Source organism: Streptomyces sp. NBC_01077, from assembly GCF_045162855.1.
Classification (GTDB): Bacteria; Actinomycetota; Actinomycetes; order Streptomycetales; family Streptomycetaceae; genus Streptomyces.
On sequence record NZ_CP108669.1, the window covers coordinates 8,615,579 to 8,638,096 of the forward strand.

The following is a 22,518-nucleotide window of genomic DNA, read 5'->3' on the forward strand; positions in this document are numbered from 1 at the left end:
CGCCACACAGCCTGAATCGGACCCGTGGGGGCTCCCGGGGGAAGCACTGTGAAGCCAGCACGAATAGCGCGCCGCTGGCGTGCGCTCAGGAACAGCCTGCTAGCACTCGCCTGCGCCACCGTCATCACGGTCACCGGCCAGCCCGTCTCCGGCGTCGCCGAAGCCGCTCCGGGGCCGACGCTGAAGCCGGGCAAGCGCTGCGACCAGATGTACGGGGTGAAGAACGTACCCACCGGTGGCCTGCCCCAGGGGGACGCCTCCCGTGCGGTGGACCGCTGGGACACGTACGACTACACCAACCCCGGTCTCCAGTTCGACGGCCTCAACCCCACCCAGGCCGAGCTCGACGCGGCGGGCACCGACTACAAGAAGTACGACCACAGCGACCCGAGGCGCATCTACGCCCGGTTCAACGCGCAGAAGCGGTGGAAGGGCTTCAGCGACTACCTGTCGAAGGTCTACATCCCGAACCAGGGCTACGACGCCCGCGGCAAGGCCTTCATGGCCAAGGTCGTGCGCGAGATGGGCCTGACGGGCCCGGACTGGATCTGCGAGAAGGAGTTCTACTTCACCGATCCCGACACCGGCGAACGCCACGTGCGCCGGTTGGACGCCTACAACAAGCGCACCCGGGAGATCGTGGAGGTCAAGTCCAACGGCAGCCCCGACGGCCGCGAGAAGCCCGCGGACCGGGCCTGGGCCAAGAACAGGGGCTGGCGCTCCTACCGGTACACCTACGTGTTCGCCGAGAACCAGTCCCGCGACGCCAAGAACTTCATGAAGGAGTTGAAGGACACCGCGGGCAAGGACACGCTCGGCCGTGACCGGGTCCGTACCTACGACTACCAGTCCCACCACAAGGGAGTGCCGCCCAAGGGCACCGAGAACGGTCCGTACCGCGCGAACGGTACGACGATGTCGCCGGGCAACGGCACCTCCACCGGGTCCCGCGGCTCCGGCAACCAGGTGATCAAGCAGTCCCCGGCGAACCCGCAGACCCTCAAGGAGCAGCTCGACCGGCTGGGCAAGACCGGCGAGCGGGCCCTGATGAACCGCGGCCTCGGGGGCATCGACTTCACCACCCTCGACCTGCGGTACATCGGCAAGGGCAAGGGCGGCAAGGGGCTGGACTACGCGTTCTCCGCCAAGTCGGTGGAGGACGAGTACGCGGCGGGCTGGGGCGGCCAGGAGAAGGGCGACCTGATCTCCGACGCGTTCTTCACCTGGCTGGCCCTGGACCCGTCCACGTTCTGGGTGAATCTCAACCCGGACGAGCCGAACCGCATCATCGACGCGGACTTCGGCAAGACCGACGCGGGCCGGGTGCTCCTGGAGGCGGACCTGGAGCTGAAGCACGACATCTTCAAGGCCATGGACCCGGAGACGGACGCGGGCCGCAACTTCATGAACGCCCTGCCCCAGCGCAACGGTTTCCCCTGCTGGGCCGGTTTCCGCTACTGGATCGAGCCGGAGACCGCGGTCGTGCGCGAGCAGGACGGCGGCATCCACATCCTCGACACCCCGCTGAAGCTGTCCACGGTGCCGCAGGAGACCACCACCCAGCCGCCCGGCGGGAAGGGCTGCGACCTCACCGAGGCGGAGACGCAGCAGTCCGACCGCGTACTCGACCGCTACATCACCCCCCTGGTCGCGGAGAAGGTCAACAACGGCGACTACTACGCCGACCTGCGCCGCGTCTACACCGCACGCGTCGCCGCCGAGTGGGTGCGTCAGAACGCCGCCGACATGCCCGCCGAGTACCGCAAGATCATCAACAGCAACGACGTGAAGCGCTGGCCGCTGCGCGCCCCGCACAAGGACTGGACCGGCAAGCAGGTCTGGGAGCGCTACTACAAGGCGTTCACCGAAGGCACCTTCAAGTACAAGTGGTCCAACGGCGAGGACGTCTACGTCTACACCGTGGGCGGGGTCGACTTCTCCAAGCAGCCCAAGAGCAACATGAACCCCGTGCGCTTCCGCGCCGAGCAGCGCTACAAGCCCCGCACGGTCGGCTACGCGGTCGACACGATCGCCGACGATCCGAACAAGGAGGGCTACCTGATGTTCGGCGGGAACAGCGCCGGACACTCCGAGAGCGGCACCCCCGGCCCGACCCCCACGGACACGGGAACGCCGACCCCGTCCCCGACCCCGACCGTCACGGGGAAGCCGACCCCGACCCCGACGGCTCCGGCACCGACGGCCAGCCAGTCCCCCGGGGCCACCACCCCGCCGGGCCCGAAGGACCCTGACGGCGACCTCGCCGACACCGGCAGCAGCACCCCCGTGGGCCTGATCGTCGGCATCGCGGCCGCCGCGATCGCCGCGGGCGGCGCACTCGTCTGGTGGCGCCGCCGCCGGGCGAACACCGGGAGCTGACCGGCACCGCACCCGGAGAGCAGGAGAGGGGTCCTTCCCGTACGCGGGAAGGACCCCTCGCGCACGCCGGGGCGCGTGCTCAGCGCGCGGGACGATCGACGCGGATCAGCGTCTGCTGTCCGTTGGCGACGAGCTCGCGCTCGCCGTCGTGCCGGACGCCGTACACCTCCAGCCGGCACACGGTCAGCGTGCGTCCGGCCCTCAGGACGGTTCCGATCGCCTCGATGTGGTCGCCGGTGGCGGGTGCCAGGAGGTTGATCTTGTACTCGACGGTGAGCACCTCGGCGTCCTCGGGGAACAGGGTGGACGCGGCGTAGCCGCCGGCGCTGTCCGCGACGGCGCTGGTGGCACCCGCGTGGAAGTAGCCGTGCTGCTGGGTCACTTCGGGCCGGCTCGGGAGCTCGATGTGCACGCGTCCGGGGCCGATGTGCGTGATCCGCGCGCCGAGGTGGGCCATCAGTCCCTGGCGGTCGAAGCTGGCCCGGACGCGCTTCTGTACCTCCGGGCTCGACTGCTCCCGCTGTGTCCGGTCTTCCACGTGCTCTCCTTCGTCTGCGTACGGGGTGAGGAGGATGCGTCAGCCCGCCAGGCGTTCCACCAGCAGGAACCCGCCGATGGCGATCATCATGGCACCGGAGACGCGGGTGACCGTCCGGGCGGCGGAGGGCCTGGTCCTCAGTACGGACCGGGCCAGCACGGCGACGGCGAGGTAGACGAGAGCGCAGGCCGTCATGTGCAGTACGCCGAGCAGCCCGGTCTGCGCGGCGACCGGCCAGCCGTCCGCGGTGTCGATGAACTGCGGGAACAACGAGAAGTACAGCAGCAGGGCCTTCGGGTTCAGGCCGCTGATCCCGGCTCCCTTGAGCATGATCTGCCCGCGCGACGAGGCCATGGTCTCCGTGGACGCGCCCAGGACGGCGGGCCGGCGCAGAACACCCCAGCCGAGCCACATGAGGTAGGCGGCGCCGGCGACGGTCAGCGCCGTGAGGACGGTCGCCGAGCTTGCCACGATCACCACGAGCCCGGCCACGGCGAGCAACGTGTAGCCCGCGTATCCGGCTATCAGCCCGGCGACCGCCGGGACGACCGACCGGTCGCGCAGGCCGGCGGAGATCGCGTAGGCCCAGTCCGCGCCCGGGGTGAAGACCAGCAGCAGGTCCACGGCCAGGAAGGCCGCCAGCGTGGTCGTGTCCATCGATCGCTCCCTCTCGCATTCCTTGCTTCGAGAGGGAAGATTAGGTGCGATATGGCCGAAAGTGTTCCTGTATTCACTCCTTGATCGCGCCATTCGGGGGAGAATCTTCTGCATGGATGCCTTGGACCGGAAGATTCTTACCGAGCTCCAGCTGGACGGCCGTCTGACGGTCACCGAGCTGGCGGCTCGTGTGCAGCTGAGCGTCTCGCCCTGCCACCGCCGCCTGCGCGACCTCGAACGCCAGGGGGCGATCCGCGGCTACCGCGCCGTCGTCGACCCGGTAGCCGTGGGCCTCGACTTCGAAGCCCTCGTCTTCGCCACCCTGCGCTGGGAGGACCCCGGCACCGTCGCCGCCTTCGAAGAGGCCGTGGCCGCCATCCCGCACGTCCTTCAGGCCCAGCGACTGTTCGGCGAACCCGACTACCTCCTGCGCGTCGCCACCACCGACCTGGCCGCCTACCAACAGCTCTACGACCAGCAGCTGGCCAGGCTGCCGGGCGTCCAGCGGCTGACCTCGACCCTCGTCATGAAGCACGTCGTCGCCGACCGCCCCCTGCCCGAGTAGGCGCGGGGGCCTGGGGCCGGACGGGGCCGCACCGGTCTCACGGAGTCACGATCGGGAACTCCGGCTCAGGGGTTTCGAGGACCGCGAGCAGCTGGGGCAGGAGAGTGCGGTCGCCGGTCATGGTGATGCCGTCGGTGCCCTTTCCGGCGAGCAGGGTGAGGAGCTCGGGCTTGGTCATCGTCAGGGTCAGGCCCGCGTCGGCGGCGGGGTGACCGTCCGTGGTCCAGGTGAGCAGGCCGTTGGCGAGGCGCAGGTGCCAGTGGTCGGCGCCGATGTGCCAGTCCATGGCGATCCGGAGTGACCAGGCCTTCGGGCCGTCGACGCGGACGGCGAGGCTGTCGATGATCTGGCCGACGGTCAGGGCCAGGTACATGTCGGGGCCGAGGGTGGCGGTGGCGTGCGGCGTGATGCCGTGGAGGAGTTCCTGGGCGCCGGTGAGGTAGAAGTTCCGCCAGACGGCGTTCTCGACGGCCTGTCCCAGGCGGGTGTAGAGCGCGGCGAGCTGCCGTCGGGCCCGGCTGTCCCGGGGGTCGTTGAAGACGGCATGGTTGAGCAGGGTGACGGCGAAGCGCAGCTCGCCCCGGTCGGCGTAGTGCCGGGCACGGGCGCGGACCGCGGCCTGGCCGCCGAGGGACTCCACCCAGAGGCGGGCCTCCTCGACGGGCGGGTGTTCCCAGAGATGGGCCGGGTTGCCGTCGAACCAGCCCATGTACCGCTGGTAGACCGCCTTGACGTTGTGACTGAGCGAGCCGTAGTAGCCGCGGTTGGCCCAGACGCCTTCGAGCTGGGGCGGGAGCCGGAAGGTCTCCGCGATCTCGGTGCCGGTCATGCCCCGGCTGATCAGCCGGACGGTCTGGTCGTGCAGGTAGCCGTACAGGTCGCGCTGGTGGGAAAGGAGGGCGACGATGGCGTCGTTGCCCCAGGTGGGCCAGTGGTGCGAGGCGAAGGCGACGTCGGCGGTGCCGTCGTAGAGGCCGATCGATTCGGTGAGGTAGCCGGCCCAGGCGTGGGCGTCGCGCACCTGGGCGCCGCGCAGGGTGAGGATGTTGTGCATGGTGTGGGTGGCGTTCTCCGCCATGCACACCGCGCGCAGGTCGGGGAAGAGGAAGTTCATCTCCTCCTGGGACTCGGTGCCCGGGGTCATCTGGAACCGGATCCGCACCCCGTCGAGGACGACCTCCTCGCCCGTGGCGCCGATGTGGTGAGTGGGGGCGATGAGTCCCACGGTGCCGAGCGAGACCGTCAGCCCGAGCCCGCAACCGACCTGCGCGCCCGCGTTCTTGGGGAGCGTGGAGCCGTACATGTAGGCGGCGCGGCGGGCCATCGCGGTGCCGACGTACACGTTCTCGCTGACCGCGTGCTCCATGAAGCCCTTCGGGGCGAGCACGGGCACGTCCCCGGCGCCGTCCGGCAGCACGCCCCGGCAGCCGCCGAAGTGGTCGACATGGGGATGGGTGTAGATCATCGCCCGGACGGCGCGGTCGCCGCGGTGGGTGCGGTAGAGCCGCAGGGCCGCGGCGGCCGTCTCGGCGGAGATGAGCGGGTCGATGACGATGATGCCGGTGTCGCCCTCGACGATCGTCATGTTGGACAGGTCCATGCCCCTGACCTGGTAGATCCGGTCGGTGACCCGGTACAGGCCCTGGCGTGACAGGAGCCGCGCCTGCCGCCACAGGCTGGGGTCGACGGTGTCGGGGCTCTCGTGGCCCGCATGGCCGTCGTGGCCGCTCGTCGCCTCGGTGAGGAAGCGGTAGGCGCCGGGGTCCCAGACGGTCTTCCCGGCGGCGTCGGTGATCGGTCCACCGGTGAACGCGGCGATGAATCCGCGTTCCGCGTCGGCGAAGTCGGCCTCGTCGTCGTACGGGAGCCCGTCGGTCCGCGTGGGCGTCCGCACCTTCCGGGGCGGGTGCCCGGCGAGCGCCTGGGCGGTCTGAGGGTTCAGGGAGACGGAGGCGGCCGCGGCGCCCATCGCGGCGGCGGCCGCGACGAAGCCGCGCCGGTTCATCGAAGTCATGGGAGTGTCACGCCCTTCTCGGTGAGGACGCCCACTATTGCAGTCTGACTGCAATACGAGTCAAGAGGTGTGCGGCCCGACGTCCAGGAGCGCCCGGAGCGTGCGGTCGATCGCCGCACGCGCCGCCGTCCCGTCCAGCCCCCGGCGGGACCGCAGGTGGTCCCAGACCGCCCACGACGAGGCGGCCTCCAACGCGTCGAGCAGCCCTCCGGCCTCTTCGGCGTCCGGAACCCGGCCCAGCTCCGGCGCGAGCACCTCGGCGAGGTCCGCCCGGAACCAGGCGTCCCCCTCCGCCATCACCCCGCGCAGGCCCGGCGAGTCCGGTTCCAGGCCGAGCCCGATCTTCCGGATCGGCGTCATCACCTCGTACATCCGGCCGCGCTGTGCCAGCAGCGCCTCCACCTTGCGTGCCGTCTTCCACCCGGGCGGGACCGGTGCGGCATGACCGCGCCACCGCTCGGCCTGTCGCCGGGCAGCCGCCACGTACAGCGCCTCGCGGTCGGCGAAGTGCACGAACACCGTCCGCTCGGACACCCCCGCCCGCTCCGCGATCGCCTTCCGGGTCGGCTCCCTGCCCTCCTCCGAGATCAGCCCGAGCAGCGCGTCGAGCAACGCCGCGTACGTCCACTCCGGGTCCCGCCGGCGTCGCCCCCGCGCGCCGGCGTCCGCCCGCCCGGGGCCCTTCTCCGCCTCTGTGTCGCTCACCGGCCCATGGTGGCAGAAGGGCCGGAGCGGGACGGGGCGGCGTCACTCCGGGACGGGCGGGTGCAGGCGGTCGGTGAGGAAGGCGAGGATCTCGTCGCGGGCCCGGACCGTGGCGTGGCCCGCCTCGTCGACGAGATGGGCGGTGACGACGCTGTGCGGGGTGCCGACCAGGTCGGCGAAGAAGGGCGGCGGCGCCGGGTTCGCGGCGCTGTCCGGGAGGACGCGTCCGTCGAAGGCGTCGCCGAGGAGCGCGCGGTAGGCGGCGAACCGCTGCCCCGTGCACCAGCGGTCGCCCTCGAAGCGGTAGGCGAGGACGGTGAGTCCGTCGCGGGTGATGCGGTCACGCACCGCGCGCGCGTCCGCCGCGTCGAGTTCGATTCCGCCGGGGTCGTCGAGCGGTAGCGACGGGTGGTTGACCACGGGGGCGATCACCGCCGGCTCCAGGGCCATGGTGAGGGCGAAGTTGCCGGTGAAGCACAGGCCGATCGCGCCCACCCCGGGCCCGCCGCAAGCGGCATGGGCCTGGCGAGCGAGGCCGCGCAGCCACAGGGTCACCGGGCTGGTGCCGCCGCCGGCGAAGGCACGGAACTCCGCGCTCACGCAGGCGCGGCGGACGACCTCCCGGCCGCCCGCGACCGTGGGGAAGGCGCCGTCCGTTCCGAACAGGGAGGGCACGTGGACGGTGAAGCCCGCGTCCCGCACCCAGCGGGCGAGCCGCAGGACGTCGGGGCTGATGCCCGGCATCTCGGGCAGCAGCACGACCGCGGGCCCGGCCCCGGCCACGTACACCGTCTTCTCCACCCCCTCCACGGCCACGTTCCTGCGGGTGAAGTCGCTGATCGGATCGTCGGTCATGAGGACAGCGTGGCTCGGCGCCGGCGATCCGTTGAGGGGCCGGATCGCCAAGCTCGGGGGTAATCTCGCCACGTTACGAGGAGCGGCACGTGCCTCGGCGCGGACGGCGACGGGGCCCTCGGGCCCGCCGATCCGGCCGACGGCGACGGGACGGGGACGGGACGGCGACGGGGGTACGGGGACGATGGCGGAGGCGGCGCGGCGGGCGGAGGCGCAGCGAGGCCCGGGTGCCGGGCCTGGCGCGCTGCGGGTCGGCGTCCTCGCCTACCCGGGCTGCTTCGCGTCCGAAGTCTTCGGCGTCCCCGACCTGTTGACGATGGCCGCGCACGTCGCCGGACCCGACGCGCCCGGCTACCAGGTGTCGGTCGTCTCGCCCCGCCGCCGGGTCACCGCCTCGGGCGGCGCGAGCCTGGACGTACGTCCGCTGCGCGAGGTCGACGTCCTCGTCGTCCCCGGTTTCGAACTGGCCCCGGCCACGGACCTCGACGCCCGCCTCGCCGGACTGGCCCCCGAGACCGCGGCGATCCGCGCGCAGGCCGTCGCCGGCACCGCGGTCGTCTCCCTCTGCGTCGGCGCGTTCCTGCTCGCCGAGGCCGGGCTGCTCAACGGGCGCCGGGCCACCACGTCCTGGCTGTACGCCGACGAGCTGGCGAGGCGCTGCCCGGAGGCCGACGTCCGGCCCGAGCACCTGGTCGTCACCGACACGGGCGTGACGACCACGGCCGCTTTCAGCGCCATGTGGGACTTCGCGCTGGACCTGATCCGCAGGCACAGCGGCGCCCGAGTGGCCCGGACCACCGCGCGGGTGGCGCTCGTCGACGACGCGCGGACCTCCCAGACCCCGTACGTCGACCCGCGGCTCCTGCCGCAGCCCGGCGGCGAGTTCTCCCAGCGGGTCATGAGGCGGCTCGACCAGAACCTCGCCGAGCGGTACGACCTCGCCGCGCTCGCGGCCGCCTTCCGGGTCAGCACCCGCACGCTGCTCCGCCGCTTCTCCGAGGAGACCGGACGCAGCCCGCTGGCCCATCTGCAGGCCTCCCGGGTCCGCCGCGCCCGCCACCTCCTGGAGGCCACCGACCGCACCGTCGCCGCCGTCGCCGCGGCCGTCGGCTACCAGGACCCCGGCACCTTCGCGGCCCTCTTCGCCCGCCACACCGGCCACCGCCCGAGCGCCTACCGCGCGGCCTTCCGCCGCACGGACCGGGCGCTCTCCCCGAGGGACGACGCCTGAGGCGTCGCGTTCCTGGCGGGTCGGGCTCCCTGCTGTGCGACGTTCACCAGCGGTCGGTACCTCGGAAGGCGCAACCGATGTCCGACCACAACAGCACTATCGGGCCAACATCCTGACGATTTCGGCTCTCCGGACAACCGGGAATCCGATCCCCTCCTCTCACCGTACGGGCGCAGCGAGTGCCTCTCACCGTGCCGGGCGGACGGCTGTGCCGTCCCGTCGGCCGGGTGGCCCGCTGTCCGCTTCCTTCTCACAGCACCCGGAGAACGAGGGAACGATGACCACCACGCGCACCACCCGGCTGCGGCGTCCGCTGCTCGCCGGCACCACGGCCGTCGCCGTCATGGCCGTGACGGCCGGCATCATGGCCGCGACGCCGGAGCAGGCGACGGCCGCGACGGGGCCCAAACTGAGTCTCATCGCGGCGACCGACTCGGTCACGCTCACCTCCTGGAAGGAGGAGCCGGGCGTCTACCTGGACCTCGGCACCTACCTGACCGCGGAGGGAACACCGCTGGAGCTCAAGGTCACCCGGAAGTCCTACAAGGACCCGGTGACCATCACCCAGACCGTGTACGAGGGCGGCAAGGCCAAGGCCAAGGCGCTGCCCCAGGGCACCGTGAAGGACTTCTCCGGGCTGCCCGGCTTCGCGGAGATCACCGTCACCGACAAGACGGGCAAGAAGGTCGTCAGCCGGACGGAGGGCTTCTGTCCGAACAACGCCAGTGGACGGGTACGGCCCGACGCGCCCTCCACCTCGAAGTATCCGGAGAGCTGCCCCACCAACGCGTTCACCCTCGGTTCCGTGTGGGGTGTCGAGAAGGGGTGGGCCGCCAATACCTACGCCGGTTCCTACACCCAGCCGGTGAAGCTCGCCGCCGGCACGTACACGGCCAAGGTCGCGGTCGCCAAGAAGTACCGGGACCTCTTCGGCATCGCCGACAAGCCCGCGACGGTGAAGGTCACCGTTCAGGAGCGCAGCTGGGAGGACGGCGCCGGCGCGTCGGCCGCCCGACCGGCCACCTCCGGGAAGCACGCCGAGCACGGCGCCGCCCACCCGGATCCGGCCGGTCACGCCGGGCACCAGGCCCCGGCCGGTCACGCCGGGCACGGTCCGACGCCCGCCCAGGCCGCCGCACCGGTGACCAGCGGCGCGGGCCCCTCGTACAACGTGGGCCACGGGCCGCTGAAGGCCGCGCCGCCGGCCCTGCCGTGGGCGCTGAAGAAGGCGCAGGCCGCGCGCGCCGACACGCAGGACGTGCAGGACCTGCAGGCCGGCGACGCCTCCGGACAGACCGACGGCTCACGCAAGGCGCCCGCCCTCACGCCGCAGTCCAAGCGGCCCACCGGCGCGCCCTCCGTCCCGGCCGTCCCCAAGCCCGACCTGCGGTCGCTGCCGGCCTACGGCATCACCATCAGCGACGGTGCCGAGAACATCCCCGGCAAGGACTACCTGGCCTTCAGCGCCAACGTGTGGAACGCCGGCCCGGCTCAGCTCGTCGTGGACGGCTTCCGCTCGCCCGGCAAGGCCAAGATGGACGCCTACCAGTACTTCTACGACGCCAACGGAAAGCAGGTCGGCTACACGCCGACCGGCACCATGGAGTGGGACCCGCGTCCCGGCCACGTCCACTGGCACTTCACCGACTTCGCCAGCTACCGGCTGCTCAAGGCCGACAAGAAGGAAGCGGTGCGCAGTGGCAAGGAGGCCTTCTGCCTCGCCAACACCGATGCCGTCGACTACACGGTGAAGAACGCCAACTGGCACCCCTTCAACACCGACCTGTCCACCGCCTGTGGCCAGGAGAACTCCATCTCCGTCCGCGAGGTGCTGGACGTCGGCTCCGGTGACACCTACACCCAGGATCTGCCGGGGCAGTCGTTCGACATCACGGACGTGCCCAACGGCACCTACTACATCCAGGTGCTGGCCAACCCGGCCAAGCGGCTGAAGGAGACCAATCTCGACAACAACAGTGCCCTGCGGAAGATCGTCCTCGGCGGCACGCCCGGCAAGCGGACCGTGACCGTGCCCGCGCACGACCTCGTGAACGCGAACTGATCACCCACCGCACACCGGAACGCCCGCCGAGCCACCGTGAGTTCGGCGTGGTGTGAGCAGTCGCGCACCCCCAGGACGGAGGTTGTCCGGGGGTGCGCGACGGCACGGCCCGGCACGCTCTCCGTCGTCGGGTGCCGCCTCGCATAGAAGCTGAGAATTGTTCACTTTCCATTGACAGGGCCGACCCCGGGCCCCGAAAGTGCCGTGAGCAACCAGGCCCCGCCGAGCGAAGCGAGTCCCCATGACAGCGCCCGTACCCGCGTTCCCGTCCGGCTTCCTCTGGGGAGTCTCCGCGTCCGCCTTCCAGATCGAGGGCTCGCTCACGGCCGACGGGCGCGGCCCCTCCAGCTGGGACGCCTTCACCGGCGAACAGGGACGCGTCAAGGACGGCTCGCGCGCGGACGTGGCCACCGACCACTACCGGCGCTACCGCGAGGACGTGGCGCTGATGGCCGAACTCGGCGTCGATGCCTACCGGTTCTCGGTCTCCTGGTCCCGCGTCCTGCCCGACGGCCACGGCCGGGTCAATGACAAGGGGCTGGACTTCTACGACCGGCTCGTCGACGAGCTGTGCGCCGCGGGGATCGCCCCGGTGCCCACCCTCTTCCACTGGGACACCCCGCTCGCGCTGGAGAAGCACGGCGGCTGGCTCAACCGGGACACCGCCGAGCGGTTCGCGGCGTACGCCTCGGTGGTCGCGGAGCGGCTCGCCGACCGCGTGCCCATGTGGATCACCATCAACGAGCCAGCCGAGGTCACCCTGCTCGGATACGGCCTCGGCGAGCACGCCCCCGGCCGGCGTCTCGTGTTCGACGCCCTGCCCGCGGCCCACCACCAGCTCCTGGCCCACGGCATGGGCGTCCAGGCCCTGCGCGCAGCGGGCGCCCGCCAGATCGGGATCGCCGTCTCCCACAGCCCCGTCTGGACCGCCGGCGACAGCGACGACGACCGGGCGGCCGCCGAGTTGTACGACACCCTCACGAACCGCCTCTTCGCCGACCCCATCCTGACCGGCGCCTATCCGGACGAGGGTCTGGCCTCGCTCCTCCCCGGCCCGGTCGCGGAGGACCTCAAGACCATCTCGGCGCCACTGGACTGGTACGGCATCAACTACTACAACCCGATGCTCGTCGGCGCCCCGCAGCCGACCGCCGAAGCCGCCACTGCCGACGCCGCCTCCGCCGGCTCCTCCTTCGGCGGCATCGAGATACCGTCGGACCTCCCCTTCTCCATCCGGCAGATCGAAGGCCGCGAACGCACCGACTTCGGCTGGCCGGTGGTCCCGGACGGGCTGCGCGAACTGCTCGCCACGCTGCGCGAGCGCTACGGCGACCGGCTGCCGCCCCTGTACATCACCGAGAACGGCTGCTCGTACGGTGACGGGCCGGACCCCGAGACAGGGCGGATCGACGACGCCCGCCGGGTCGCGTACCACGACGGCCACGTGCGCGCACTGCACGAGGCGATGGCGGAGGGCGCCGATGTCCGGGGGTACTTCATCTGGTCGATCCTCGACAACTTCGAGTGGGCGGAGGGGTACCGGCAGCGGTTCGGACTCGTCCACGTCGACTACGAGACGCTGGCGCGGACGCCCAAGGAGTCGTACGCCTGGTACCGCGACCTGATCAAGAGCGGCAGATGACCGCCGACGGGACGGCGGCGGAGGGGACGGCGGGGGAGGGGACCACAGCCGGGCCGGCCCTGAAGACCGGTACCCCGCCCGGCGGGCGGTGGGTGAGCGCGCTGTCCCTCGCCAACCTCGGGGTCTGGGTCGGATGGTTCGGCCCTCTGCAACTGCTCCTGGCACGCCAGGCCGAGCACCTCACCCCCGACCACAAGGCGTCCACCCTCGCCCTGGTGACGGGAGTGGGAGCAGCCGTGTCGATGGTCGCCAACCCCGTCTTCGGTGCGCTCTCCGACCGGACGACGGCATCCGTGGGCCGGCGCATCCCCTGGGTGGTCGGCGGAGTGGCGGGCGGGGCGGCCGGGCTGCTCGTCCTCGCCGGGGCGCAGAGCGTCATGACCGTGATCGCGGGCTGGTGCCTGGTCCAGCTCGCCCTCAACGCGGCCTTCGCCGCACTCACCGCCGCCGTCCCCGACCAGGTGCCGCCGCGGCAGCGCGGTCTGGTCGGCGGGTGGCTCGGCGTCTCCCAGGTCGGCGGCATCCTGGCCGGTACGGCGCTGGCCACGCTCGCGGGCGGGGTGGCCGCCGGATATCTGGCCTGCGCGGCCTTCTCGGTGCTCGCGGCCGTTCCGTACGTACTGATGCGGCGCGACACCCCGCTCTCCGTCGCCGCCCGGCCGGCCTTCCGGTGGAGGACGTTCCTCGGCGGTTTCTGGATCGACCCGCGCCGCCATCCCGATTTCGGGTGGGCCTGGCTCACCCGCTTCCTGATGAACCTGTCGTACTCCATCAGCACGATGTATCTGCTCTACTACCTGATCGACGCCGTGCACTACGAGGGCGACGCGGACAACGGCGTACTGATCCTCACGGCACTCAACGCGCTGACCCTGCTGTCCACGGTGGTGATCAGCGGTATCCGGTCGGACCGCAGCGGCCGGCGGAAGTCCTACGTGATCTGGTCGGGGCTCGTCATCTCCGCGGCCACCCTGCTGCTCGCCGTCTGGCAGACCTGGACCGGCGCTGTCGTCGCCTCGCTCGTGCTCGGCCTCGGCTTCGGCGTGTACACCGCCGTGGACTTCGCCCTGCTCACGGACGTGCTGCCGACGGCGGAGGACCGGGGCAGGGACCTGGGCGTCATCAACATCGCCAATGCGCTGCCCCAGGTGCTGGCCCCCGTGATCGCGGCCCCGGTCGTCACCCATTTCGGCGGGTACACGGCCCTGTACGCCCTCGCGGGCGCCCTGGCCCTCGCGGGCTCGGTCCTGGTACGCCGCATCCGCTCGGTCCCCTGAGGCGACGTCGTCGTGTTCGACGGCGGTGTGCCGCTGCCGGATTGTTGGTTAGGGTGACGAGGAGAGGCTGATCCCCATCCCCATTGCCATGCCCATGGCCAGGGCGATGGCCGGGTCCGCGGCGACAGTTGTGGTCTCCGGAGGATGGGACCGACACGACGGGGGGCTCGGGTGGGAACGCCTGGCCGGAGCGGAGCCGGAAGTCGGCGACAGAGTCCCGCGACGCCCGACGCTCCGCACGGCGGACAAGAAGATCACTGCCACAGGTCGACCGGACGCGGTGGGCGGGTGACCGGCCGCCCGGAGCCCGCGGTGCTGCTCCCGTCGCTGCGCGTCCGGCTCGGGCTGATGGCGGCCCTCGCCGCGCTGGTGGTCGTCGTGCTCGGAGTCCTGTACGCCGACGCCGGCCGGCCCGGCAGGGTGGACGCGCGGATCTGGGCGGCGGTGGAGGGCGTCGGGCCGCAGGGGCGGCACGTCGCTCTGGCCACGGACTTCCTGGGCGAGCCCGTGGGAGCGGCGACGCTGGTCGTCGCCGTCGTGGCGGGCTGCCTGCTGCTCCGGCGTCCCCGTGCGGCGGTGCTCGTCGTCGCCGGCGTCGGCATCACCGTGGCGACGACGAGGCTGCTCAAGCACCTGGTGGGACGCACCATCCACGGTGACGAGAACCTGTCCTACCCGAGTGGGCACACCGCCTTCCTCACCGCGCTCGCCCTCGCCGTGGCGCTGCTCGCCATCGGCCGGTCCGGTCTCGGCAGGGCAGCCGGCACCTCACTCGTCCTCGCCGTGGCGCTGGTCGCCGGCGCCGCGATGGGATGGGCCCAGGTCGTCCTGGGCGCGCACTACCCGACCGACGTCCTCGGCGGCTGGTGCACCGCGCTGGCGGTCGTGCCGGCGACCGCGTGGCTGGTCGACCGGATCGCCGACCACGGTCGGTGGCAGCGCCGCTGACGTCACGTCACGCCAGGCGGCGGAAGACGGGCTTCACCGGACGCCCGCCCACCCAGGGCGTGGGGTCGGCGGCGTCCAGTGCCTTCCGGTACACCGCACATGCCTGGGCCACCACGTCGACGGTGTGGTCGATGTCGGCATCGCTGAGCGCGCTGCTCACCACGAACGACGGGGCGAGGATCCCGCCCGCGAGAAGCCGGCGCAGGAACAGGGTGCGGTACTCCTGCGACGGCTGCCCGTTCTCGTCGAGGGTGGCGAAGACCAGGTTGCTGGCCCGGCCCCGGACGACGAGGTTTTCGCCGACGCCCATGCCGGCCGCGGCCTCGCGGACACCGGCGGCCAACCGCTCTCCGAGGGCGTGCAGCCGCGCGGTGATGCCCTCCTCGACGTATGTGGTGAGCACGGCCATCGCGGCGGCCAGCGAGTGCGTCTCCGCACCGTGCGTGGTGGACAGCAGGAACACCCGGTCGCCGGAGTGACGCAGCCCGCCCCACTCCATCAGATCGCGGCGCCCGGCCAGCGCGGAGACGGCGAACCCGTTGCCCAGCGCCTTGCCGAACGTGGAGAGGTCGGGGACGACGCCGAACAGACCCTGGGCGCCCGCCTCGGACCAGCGCAGGCCGGTGATCATCTCGTCGAAGATCAGTACGCAGCCGTGCCGGTCGGCCAGTTCGCGCAGTCCGGCGAGGTACCCGGGCGGGGGCTCGGTGTGGCCGGCGGGTTCGAGGATCAGGCAGGCGACCTCGTCCTGGTACCGGGTGAGCAGCTCCTCCGTGGCGGCCAGGTCCCCGTACGGGAACGCCACGGTGAGTTCGGTGCTCACCGCCGGAATTCCGGCGGACATCGGCGTGGTGCCGATGAACCAGTCGTCGACGGAGAAGAACGGATGATCGCCGCAGATCGCCACCCGCGGGCGCCCGGTGACGGCGCGGGCGAGGCGGACCGCGGCGGTGGTGACGTCGGAGCCGTTCTTCGCGAACTTCACCATCTCGGCGGTCGGCACCGTGGCGAGGAAGCGTTCCGCGGCCTCGACCTCCACGATGGACGGCCGGACGAAGTTGCTGCCGCGGTCGAGTTCCCGCCGCACCGCCTCGACCACGCGTGGGTGGGCATGGCCGAGGCTGACCGACCGCAGTCCTGACCCGTACTCGACGTAGCGGTTGTCGTCGACGTCCCACACATGGGCTCCGCGGCCGTGGCTGATGACCGGGGCCAGGTTCTCGGGGTACTGGTCGTCGCCCTTGGCGTAGGTGTGCGCGCCCCCGGGGATCAGGGCGTGCAGCCGCTCGTTCGCCAGCCGCGACCGGGGCAGGAGGAACTCTTCGGTGTCCATGCTGACGTCACTTCTCCGTTTGCTTGAGGGCCTCGGCGAGGTTCGGCGCCTTCCGGTCCCGCTCGGACATCGATACGGGCGGCAGCGGCCAGGGGACGGCGAGCTCCGGGTCGTCGAAGGCGATCGTCACGTCCTCGGCCGGATCGTGCGGGCGGTCGATCCGGTACGACGTGTCGGCGGTCTCGGTCAGCGCCTGGAAGCCGTGCGCGCACCCCGCCGGGATGTACAGGGTCACCTGCGTCTCGCCGGACAGCTCGAAGAAGGCCCGGTTGCGGTAGGTCGGCGACTCGGGCCGCAGGTCCACGACGACGTCGAAGATCCTCCCGTACGAGCACCGCACGAGCTTGGCCTCACCGGCGCCGGAGCGCAGGTGCAGGCCGCGCAGTACGCCCCGGACCGAGCGGGACAGGCTGTCCTGGACGAAGGCGTCCGGGTCGATGCCCACCGAACGGACCACGTCGGCGTCGAAGGTACGGCAGAAGAAGCCGCGCTCGTCGGCGTACGGGGTGGGCTCGAAGAGGTATGCGCCGTTGATCTCCGGGACTGCCGTCGCTTTCACGAAGCCTCCTGACGGGTGTGGGCGTGGCCGGCCGTCGGGAAGAGGGCCGTGGTCAAGGCGGCGAACTGCTGCTCCAGTCGGCGGCCGGCGACGAGGTTCCGCTCGGCGAGGGTCCGCCGCAGTTCCGCCGATCGCTTCTCCAGCGCGCGGAACTGCTCCAGGAGTCGGTCGGCGTCGACCTCGCGGGCCGGGTGGCGATACGCGTCGAGGCCCATCCGGGCCATGAGCGCGTCGCTCTTCGCCGCGTAACTGAGCGCGAGCGTCGGGGTGCCGGCCTTCAGCGCGCAGATCAGGTTGTGGTAGCGGGTCGCCACCACGGTGTCGGCCGCTCCCGTCTCCTCCATCAGGTCGGCCAGCGACGCGGTCTCGGCGGCGGTGACCAGCGGCGAGTCCACCGCGTGGAGGATCGCGGCGACCACCGTCGCATCGCACGCGTCACCGGTGAGCAGCCGGACCGGCCTGCCTTCCCGAACCAGTGCGCGGACAAAGGCAGTTGCTCCGTCCACGTAGCGCCGGTGGATCTCCTCGGCCCGGGCGCGGTCGTCGTTGCCGCCGTGGAAGTCCATGACGCCGACGCAGACCAGGCCAGGCGTGGCACGCTCCGACGGCGTCGGCAGGGCGAAGGCGAGGTCCGGGTAGACCTCGTCGCGCGCGGTGTCCACGCCCATCGCCCGCATCGCGTCGCGGGACAGGGTGTCCCGGTACGAGCGGTAGGTGGCGAGCCGCGCCGACCAGCGCACCAGGGCTCGGGTCGGCCGGTCACCGATCGCGTCCGCGCCGACGCTGACGAGCGCAACGCGGGTGCCGAACAGCCGACCGCTCGCGCAGAGCAGGAACAGCGCGTACGGGAAGCCCCACGGCCGCAGCGGCAGCGTGGCCTCCAGGACACCCATGCCCGGCACGATCACCACGTCGTGCCGGCGCACCCAGGCAGCGGTGCGGAAGGCGTCGACGAGTTTGCCCAGACCCTTCCCCGCGATCGCACCCGCACGTGACGCGGTCCGGTACTCCCCGCGATACCAGTGCAATCGCGTTGCCGGAATCCCGAACCGGGCCGAGACGTACTCGGGTCCGCCGCACAGCGCGTCCACGACCGCCTCCGGGTGCTCGGCGCGGAGGTAGGCGAGCACGGCTTCGAGCGAGCCGTCGTTGCCGAGGTTGCCGGAGCCGAGCAGACCGAACACCCCGACGCGGGCGGCGGTCACGCCTGCCGCCCCTCACGGCCGGCGACGAGGGCGTCGAGGGAGACGGTGAGCCGGTCAGGGTCGACCGGGGCGCGGTCCTCCACCCGCTCGCCGGCGCCCGGCCGGACCCGGCTGGCCGCCCACGCGACCAGGTGGCGATAGCACGCTCGCCGGTCGGCCGGGGACAACGGCGCCCGCCGGATCGCCGCGACGAAGCCCCAGACGTACTCGGCGAGCAGCCGGGGCGTCGGGTGCAGAGGGCCGGCCCGGCGCGGGTCCAGGTTGACGCAACGGGAGCGCTTGGAAGGATTGGCCCGCTCGGCGCGGGTGGGGTGGTCGCGGCGGAAGTACAGCAGCTCCGGTACCTGGTGGAAGGGGCCGTGCAGGCCGATCTCGGAGACGAACGTGCGGTCCGCGTGGTGGTAGCTGTCGTGCGGCTTCACCCGGCGCAGCACATCGGCCCGCATCACCCCGTAGAAGTCGTCGCCGCCGGGCTCGAACAGCATGCTGCGGAAGCGTTCCGGCGCGCGTGGCGAGCTGGTGGCGAGCGTGTACTCGTACGGGACCTTCACCTGTCCTTCGCCGTCGATGACCGCCTGGTCGGCGTGCGCGAGGATCACGTCCGGCCGCTCGTCCAGCGCGTCCACGCAGCGCCGCAGCAGGTCCCGGGCGTACAGGTCGTCGTGCGAGGCCCACTTGAACAGCTCACCGCGGCACTCGGTGAACACGTAGTTGTGGTTCGGTGCGGCGCCGATGTTCCGGGGCAGCCGGACGTACCGGATGCGTGAGTCCTTCTCGGCGTACCGGCGGCAGATGTCCTGCGTACCGTCGGTCGAGGCGTTGTCGGAGATGACCAGCTCGAAGTCCTCGTACGTCTGGCCGAGCAGGGCGTCGAGCGATTCGGCGAGGTACTCCTCGCCGTTGTACACGGGCAGGCCGATGCTCAGCCGGGGTCGGGCGGTCATGAGGTCCTCACTTCGGGAACTTCGGGAAGGGTGTTCTGGTGGTGCTCCCGCAGGGCGGAGCGCAACTGCAGCCACCACACGGCCGAGCCGCAGACGGTCGCGGCGGCGACGCCCCAGGCCGAGCCGACCGTGCCGGCCACGGCCGCGCCGCCGAGCCCGCCGACGACGTAACAGGCCGAGGCGAACAGCTGGCTGCGCAGGCTGCGCCGGGCCGCGCCGAGCGCGCGCAGCCCGGCCGCCGCGCCGGTGCCGAGGCCGGCGCCCGCGACGCCCACCGTGACCGGCACGATGAGCTCCGAGGCAGCGGTCCAGACGCCGCCGAGCACGAGCTCGCCGGCGCGGTCCGGAACGAGCAGCAGCGCTCCGCCCCAGAGCAGCGCGGCGGCGGCCTGCCCGCCGCCCAGCAGAAGGCAGAACGCGCCGAGGCGGTGCGGGGAGCGCCGCAGCACCCGTGCCGCCTCCGCGACGGTGACGAGTGACAGGCCCATCAGCACGGCGAGGAACGGGCCGAGGAGGAGCTCGGCCCCACGGATCACCCCCACCGCGCCGACCCCGACGATCGCGCCGAGCCCGTACGCCCGCAACTGGCTCGCTCCGCTGTTGGTGACGTTCTCGACCAGGTACCGGGAGCCGAGGTCGTGGTGCTCGCTCAGCCACTCGCGCGCCCCGGTCGGCCGGGGCCGGATGCCGGACTGGAGGCAGCCGTACACCGCGGCCACCGCGGCGGACGCACCCCAGGCGAGCACGAAAGCCGCCACGCTGCCCACACGGGCCGCCACCACCAAGGCGGGGACGAGCGCGACGCCCCACACCATGTCGTTGACGAACGCCTTCCGCCCGGAGCCGGCAGCGAAGAAGGCGAACCGCCACGCGTCCTGCAGCAGCAGCCCCGGCAGGACGACGCCGAGACAGGCGAACGCGGTCCCCACACGGCCGCCGACAGCGAGGCCGAGCAGCAGCGACACCGCGCCGAGGGCGGCGCCGACCCCGAGCGCGGTACCCGACGACCGGGCCACGGCCGCGCGCCAGGACGCGGCCGGCACGGCGCTGAAGCGCACCACGAGCGGATCGGTGGCCAGTCCGCGGGAGACGTTGAGCACCACGCCGTAGGTGACCCAGGCCAGGCTGAACACGCCGAACGCGGTCAGCCCCAGCGAGCGCGCCACGTAGATGCCCACCGCGAAGTTGGACATGCTGGAGGCCGCCTGGTCGGCCAGTCCCCAGGACAGCCGACCCGCGACGGCCCGCTTGGCGGTCCGCCGGTCCGCCGGTGTCGTCGTCGTTTCCCCCTCGGTGGACATCGGCGTCATGCCTTGATCAGCCCGGCGGCGCCCAGGGCGTCGGCCGCGACGGCGACCGTGTCGAACGGCAGCCCGGACCGCTCGGCGACGTCAAGGAGACTGTGCTCGCCGTCGGAGAGGCTGAGCACCCAGAGCATGGCCATCTGGGCCTGCTTCGCGTCGCTGCGGCCGCCGAGCGACTCGTACAACCCCCGTCGGCCCAGCTGCGGTTCGCCGGACGGGCTGAGGTTGACGTACCGCCGGTTGCGGTCGAGCAGTTCGAAGGCCTCGCGGCAGAGGGCCAGCGTGTCCGCCATCGCCTCCGGGGAGACGAAGTCCGGGTTGTCCGCCGAGGTGTGGTACTCGGGGTAGCCGGCGTACGGGGTCCGGCTGAGCGAGCCCACGCCGAGATCGAACCCCGGTGAGCAGTACTGCCGTTCGTCGTAGCCGTACGGGGTGAACTCGGTGACGTGGTGCGGGCGTTCGGAGGCCGTCAGTACGTGACGCATCACCCGGTCGATCTCCGCGTCGCCGCGCCTGCTCTGCTTGTACGTCAGCCGGCCCGAGTCGCCGGCGCAGGCCAGCACGAGCCCGTGCTTCACCCCCTCGATCCGCTCCGCGTTGCGGGCCAGCCAGGTGATCGCCCCGATGGTGCCGGGTGCGTAGATGAACCGGTAGGTGTAGTACGGCGTCTCGCGCGCCAGCGCGCGGGCCAGGAACGTCGCCACCGCGATGCCGGCCAGGTTGTCGTTGGCCAGCGACGGGTGGCAGACGTGACAGGAGACGATCACCTCGTCGGGGACCTGTCCGGGGACCACGTGCTCGGCGTAGGTGAGGTGGCCATCCGCCAGGGTGGAGTCGATGCGCACCTCGTACTCGCCGTCGGGCAGCGCGTCCAAGGTCTCCTGGGCCAGGCAGAACCCCCATTCCGGCGTGTAGTAGCTCGTGCGGTACGGCACCCAGGTCGGGTGGTCCGGCAGGGTGTGCAGGTGCTCGCGCAGCTCGGCCAGCGGCATGGTCCGCGACACCGGCACGCTGTAGCCGAGCACGTGCAGGCTGGACGCGGCGAAGTCGATGACCCGGTTGCCGGCGGTGTCGGCGACGTACGCGTCCCGGATGTTCCACTCCTGCGGCACCGTCCAGTCGAGCACCTGCGTCCCGGTCGGCACCTCGTGCACCTGCAGCGGCACGTACTCGCCGACGATGTCCAGGGTGGCGCGCACACCGTCGCCGGTGATGCTCCGGCAGAGCGGGTACAGCCGCTCCACCAGCGCGTGCATCTCCTCACCGACCGCTGTCATCGGCGCCACCGCAGGGTGTCGTCGACGGCGCCGGCGTCGGACGCCGCGCGGAGCACGGCGAGCCGGGTGAAGCGTCGCTCGAAGGCCTCCCGGGTCAGGTCGAACTTCCGGTAGGCGTCGGCGAGTTCGAGCGCGCCCTGCTTCACCGTCCACTCGCAGTCGAAGCCGGGCACCGCGGCACGGAACCGCGCGAAGTCCACCCGGTACGACCGCGGATCGGCACCGGTCTCCCCGGTGATCACCACCTTCGAGCCGGTCACCGCCTCGGCGACCTGCTCGGCGATCTCGGCGACCGTGACGTTGTTGATCTCGCTGCCGATGTTGAACGCCCGGTCGTGCACCGCTTCGCGCGGCGCGGTCAGCGCGGCCGCGAAGGCCCGTGCGATGTCGGCGGCGTGCACCAGCGGGCGCCAGGGCGTGCCGTCGGACATCACAAGCACTTCGCCGGACAGGAGCGCGTGGCCCACCAGGTTGTTCAGCACGATGTCGGCGCGCAGCCGGGGCGAGAAGCCGAAGGCGGTGGCGTTGCGCATGAACACCGGGCTGAAGTCGCCGTCGGCGAGCGCGTGCAGGTCGTCCTCCACCCGCACCTTGGACTCCGCGTACGGCGTCACCGGGCGCAGCGGAGCGTCCTCGGCCACCAGGTCGTCGCCGCCGGCGGCGCCGTAGACCGAGCAGGTGGACGCGTACAGGAAACGCGTCACCCCGGAGTCGCGGGCCAGCCGGGCCAGCCGTACGGAGGCGTGGTGATTGATGTCGTAGGTGAGGTCCGGCGCCAGCGATCCCAGCGGGTCGTTGGACAGCGCGGCCAGGTGGATCACGGCGTCCACCCCGGCCACGTGGTCGGCCGTGACGTCGCGCAGGTCCACCCGGTGCCCCGCGGGGTCCGCGGGCGCCGGGCCGAGGACACAGTCCGCGAACAGGCCGGCGTCAAGACCGACGACCTCGTGCCCGGCGGAGCGGAGGACCGGGGCCATCACGGTGCCCAAGTAGCCCTGGTGTCCGGTCAGTAGTACGCGCAAG

19 protein-coding genes are annotated in these 22,518 nt (G+C 71.9%); 7 read left to right on the forward strand and 12 right to left on the reverse strand.

What is annotated here, in order from left to right; translation table 11 throughout:
- Window positions 1-48 precede the first annotated feature (48 nt).
- Window positions 49-2,379 (forward strand): LPXTG cell wall anchor domain-containing protein, encoded by a 2,331-nt coding sequence (locus OG462_RS38655; RefSeq protein ID WP_406065240.1) that lies wholly within the window; start codon window positions 49-51, stop codon window positions 2,377-2,379.
- A gap of 79 nt (window positions 2,380-2,458) precedes the next feature.
- Here the strand turns inward: OG462_RS38655 and OG462_RS38660 are convergent, their stop codons facing one another.
- Together OG462_RS38660 and OG462_RS38665 are read right to left on the reverse strand one after the other, a co-directional pair.
- Entirely contained in the window at window positions 2,459-2,917 is a 459-nt protein-coding gene (locus OG462_RS38660; RefSeq protein WP_406065242.1) for a PaaI family thioesterase, read from the reverse strand.
- A 39-nt stretch (window positions 2,918-2,956) separates the two neighbouring features.
- Window positions 2,957-3,574 carry a LysE family translocator gene (locus OG462_RS38665; protein ID WP_406065244.1) on the reverse strand — a complete coding sequence of 206 codons (618 nt, stop codon included), beginning with the start codon at window positions 3,572-3,574 and terminating at the stop codon, window positions 2,957-2,959.
- A gap of 112 nt (window positions 3,575-3,686) precedes the next feature.
- Between OG462_RS38665 and OG462_RS38670 the strand changes: the two genes are divergently transcribed.
- Window positions 3,687-4,139: an Lrp/AsnC family transcriptional regulator gene (locus OG462_RS38670; RefSeq protein ID WP_406065246.1), complete on the forward strand. Its 453-nt coding sequence runs from the start codon at window positions 3,687-3,689 to the stop codon at window positions 4,137-4,139.
- A gap of 37 nt (window positions 4,140-4,176) precedes the next feature.
- Here the strand turns inward: OG462_RS38670 and OG462_RS38675 are convergent, their stop codons facing one another.
- From OG462_RS38675 to OG462_RS38685, 3 genes are read right to left on the reverse strand one after another with little or no spacing between them, the layout of a single operon-like run.
- A complete protein-coding gene (locus OG462_RS38675; protein WP_406065247.1) occupies window positions 4,177-6,153 on the reverse strand; it encodes an alkyl/aryl-sulfatase in 1,977 nt (658 codons plus the stop codon).
- 60 nt (window positions 6,154-6,213) lie between these two features.
- Complete coding sequence (locus OG462_RS38680) at window positions 6,214-6,858, reverse strand: TetR/AcrR family transcriptional regulator (protein WP_406065249.1); 645 nt, start codon at window positions 6,856-6,858, stop codon at window positions 6,214-6,216.
- A gap of 42 nt (window positions 6,859-6,900) precedes the next feature.
- Window positions 6,901-7,713 (reverse strand): dienelactone hydrolase family protein, encoded by an 813-nt coding sequence (locus OG462_RS38685; protein ID WP_406065251.1) that lies wholly within the window; start codon window positions 7,711-7,713, stop codon window positions 6,901-6,903.
- On the opposite strand from OG462_RS38685, the gene OG462_RS38690 reads away from it, so the two are divergent.
- The 5 genes from OG462_RS38690 to OG462_RS38710 all read left to right on the forward strand — a co-directional run bounded on the left by OG462_RS38690 (window position 7,712) and on the right by OG462_RS38710 (window position 14,873).
- On the forward strand, window positions 7,712-8,944 hold the full coding sequence (locus tag OG462_RS38690) for a GlxA family transcriptional regulator (RefSeq protein ID WP_406065253.1): 1,233 nt from the start codon (window positions 7,712-7,714) through the stop codon (window positions 8,942-8,944). The genes OG462_RS38685 and OG462_RS38690 overlap by 2 nt on opposite strands.
- 277 nt (window positions 8,945-9,221) lie before the next feature.
- Window positions 9,222-11,006, forward strand: coding sequence for a lysyl oxidase family protein (locus tag OG462_RS38695; protein WP_406065255.1), 1,785 nt, complete (start codon window positions 9,222-9,224; stop codon window positions 11,004-11,006).
- Between the two features lie 241 nt (window positions 11,007-11,247).
- On the forward strand, window positions 11,248-12,648 hold the full coding sequence (locus tag OG462_RS38700) for a glycoside hydrolase family 1 protein (protein WP_406065257.1): 1,401 nt from the start codon (window positions 11,248-11,250) through the stop codon (window positions 12,646-12,648).
- Entirely contained in the window at window positions 12,645-13,925 is a 1,281-nt protein-coding gene (locus OG462_RS38705; protein WP_406065259.1) for an MFS transporter, read from the forward strand. The genes OG462_RS38700 and OG462_RS38705 overlap by 4 nt, the downstream gene beginning before the upstream one ends.
- Before the next feature lie 288 nt (window positions 13,926-14,213).
- Window positions 14,214-14,873, forward strand: a complete 660-nt coding sequence (locus tag OG462_RS38710; RefSeq protein WP_406065261.1) for a phosphatase PAP2 family protein — start codon at window positions 14,214-14,216, stop codon at window positions 14,871-14,873.
- Window positions 14,874-14,880: 7 nt separating this feature from the next.
- Here OG462_RS38710 and OG462_RS38715 read toward each other — a convergent pair whose 3' ends face one another.
- The 7 genes from OG462_RS38715 to OG462_RS38745 are packed head-to-tail and all read right to left on the reverse strand — an operon-like array spanning window position 14,881 to window position 22,517.
- Window positions 14,881-16,206, reverse strand: a complete 1,326-nt coding sequence (locus tag OG462_RS38715) for a glutamate-1-semialdehyde 2,1-aminomutase (RefSeq protein WP_406065262.1) — start codon at window positions 16,204-16,206, stop codon at window positions 14,881-14,883.
- 7 nt (window positions 16,207-16,213) lie between these two features.
- Window positions 16,214-16,765 (reverse strand): dTDP-4-dehydrorhamnose 3,5-epimerase, encoded by a 552-nt coding sequence (rfbC, locus tag OG462_RS38720; protein ID WP_406065264.1) that lies wholly within the window; start codon window positions 16,763-16,765, stop codon window positions 16,214-16,216.
- On the reverse strand, window positions 16,762-17,970 hold the full coding sequence (locus OG462_RS38725; RefSeq protein WP_406065266.1) for a polysaccharide pyruvyl transferase family protein: 1,209 nt from the start codon (window positions 17,968-17,970) through the stop codon (window positions 16,762-16,764). The genes rfbC and OG462_RS38725 overlap by 4 nt, the downstream gene beginning before the upstream one ends.
- Complete coding sequence (locus OG462_RS38730) at window positions 17,967-18,914, reverse strand: glycosyltransferase family 2 protein (RefSeq protein WP_406065268.1); 948 nt, start codon at window positions 18,912-18,914, stop codon at window positions 17,967-17,969. The genes OG462_RS38725 and OG462_RS38730 overlap by 4 nt, the downstream gene beginning before the upstream one ends.
- Window positions 18,911-20,224 carry a hypothetical protein gene (locus OG462_RS38735; RefSeq protein ID WP_406065270.1) on the reverse strand — a complete coding sequence of 438 codons (1,314 nt, stop codon included), beginning with the start codon at window positions 20,222-20,224 and terminating at the stop codon, window positions 18,911-18,913. Before OG462_RS38735 ends, OG462_RS38730 begins: the two co-directional genes overlap by 4 nt.
- Window positions 20,221-21,504: a DUF4910 domain-containing protein gene (locus OG462_RS38740; RefSeq protein WP_406065272.1), complete on the reverse strand. Its 1,284-nt coding sequence runs from the start codon at window positions 21,502-21,504 to the stop codon at window positions 20,221-20,223. Before OG462_RS38740 ends, OG462_RS38735 begins: the two co-directional genes overlap by 4 nt.
- Window positions 21,492-22,517: an NAD-dependent epimerase/dehydratase family protein gene (locus OG462_RS38745; protein ID WP_406065274.1), complete on the reverse strand. Its 1,026-nt coding sequence runs from the start codon at window positions 22,515-22,517 to the stop codon at window positions 21,492-21,494. The genes OG462_RS38740 and OG462_RS38745 overlap by 13 nt, the downstream gene beginning before the upstream one ends.
- Window position 22,518: the final 1 nt, after the last annotated feature.

Excerpts from the sequence above, each read along its gene's own strand:
- OG462_RS38665 (WP_406065244.1), bottom strand. The coding sequence starts at position 3,574 with ATGGACACGACCACGCTGGCGGCCTTCCTGGCCGTGGACCTGCTGCTG.
- OG462_RS38670 (WP_406065246.1), top strand. The coding sequence starts at position 3,687 with ATGGATGCCTTGGACCGGAAGATTCTTACCGAGCTCCAGCTGGACGGC.
- OG462_RS38675 (WP_406065247.1), bottom strand. The coding sequence starts at position 6,153 with ATGACTTCGATGAACCGGCGCGGCTTCGTCGCGGCCGCCGCCGCGATG.
- OG462_RS38690 (WP_406065253.1), top strand. The coding sequence starts at position 7,712 with ATGAGGACAGCGTGGCTCGGCGCCGGCGATCCGTTGAGGGGCCGGATC.
- OG462_RS38685 (WP_406065251.1), bottom strand. The coding sequence starts at position 7,713 with ATGACCGACGATCCGATCAGCGACTTCACCCGCAGGAACGTGGCCGTG.
- OG462_RS38695 (WP_406065255.1), top strand. The coding sequence starts at position 9,222 with ATGACCACCACGCGCACCACCCGGCTGCGGCGTCCGCTGCTCGCCGGC.
- OG462_RS38700 (WP_406065257.1), top strand. The coding sequence starts at position 11,248 with ATGACAGCGCCCGTACCCGCGTTCCCGTCCGGCTTCCTCTGGGGAGTC.
- OG462_RS38705 (WP_406065259.1), top strand. The coding sequence starts at position 12,645 with ATGACCGCCGACGGGACGGCGGCGGAGGGGACGGCGGGGGAGGGGACC.
- OG462_RS38715 (WP_406065262.1), bottom strand. The coding sequence starts at position 16,206 with ATGGACACCGAAGAGTTCCTCCTGCCCCGGTCGCGGCTGGCGAACGAG.
- OG462_RS38730 (WP_406065268.1), bottom strand. The coding sequence starts at position 18,914 with ATGACCGCCCGACCCCGGCTGAGCATCGGCCTGCCCGTGTACAACGGC.
- OG462_RS38735 (WP_406065270.1), bottom strand. The coding sequence starts at position 20,224 with ATGACGCCGATGTCCACCGAGGGGGAAACGACGACGACACCGGCGGAC.